Here is a 680-nt window from a genome sequence, read left to right on the forward strand (position 1 = left end):
ATCAGTTGGAGTGGACTTAGTGTTACAACGACCACCCCATTAGTACTGACCTATACAGCGGTAGTAACCGCTACAGGTAACTATACAAACTTTGCAGAGATTACTGCGAGTGATAATTTTGATCCAGACAGTACCCCAGATGGTACCCCAGATACCGATGCACCAGTAGAAGATGATGAGACGAGTGCTACACCTACCGTTGCATTGACCAGTGATTTGAGTATTGCCAAGAGTGCGGTATTGACTACAGATGCTGATGGGAGTACAACGATTAGTGCCGGTGATACGGTCACTTTTAGTGTTACAGTCAGCAATGCAGGTGCCAATGATGCTACCGGAGTTGGCGTTGGCGATACGGTTCCCGATGGTTATACTACGATTGGAAGTATTAGTAACAGTGGAAGTGAGAGTGGAGGATTGATCAGTTGGAGTGGACTTAGTGTTACAACGACCACCCCATTAGTACTGACCTATACAGCGGTAGTAACCGCTACAGGTAACTATACGAACTTCGCAGAGATTACAGCGAGTGATAATTTTGATCCAGACAGTACCCCAGATGGTACCCCAGATACCGATGCACCAGTAGAAGATGATGAGACCAGTGCTACACCTACCGTTGCATTGACCAGTGATTTGAGTATTGCCAAGAGTGCGGTATTGACTACAGATGCTGATGG

The 680-nt window shown here is 46.5% G+C and carries 1 protein-coding gene; it reads left to right on the forward strand.

All coding sequences use genetic code 11. The features are described 5' to 3' along the window. On the forward strand, nt 1–680 hold a 680-nt coding region (locus Q0921_RS24950; protein ID WP_299261887.1), incomplete at both ends, for a hypothetical protein.

This window comes from uncultured Aquimarina sp., assembly GCF_947496855.1.
In the GTDB taxonomy this organism is placed as follows: domain Bacteria; phylum Bacteroidota; class Bacteroidia; order Flavobacteriales; family Flavobacteriaceae; genus Aquimarina.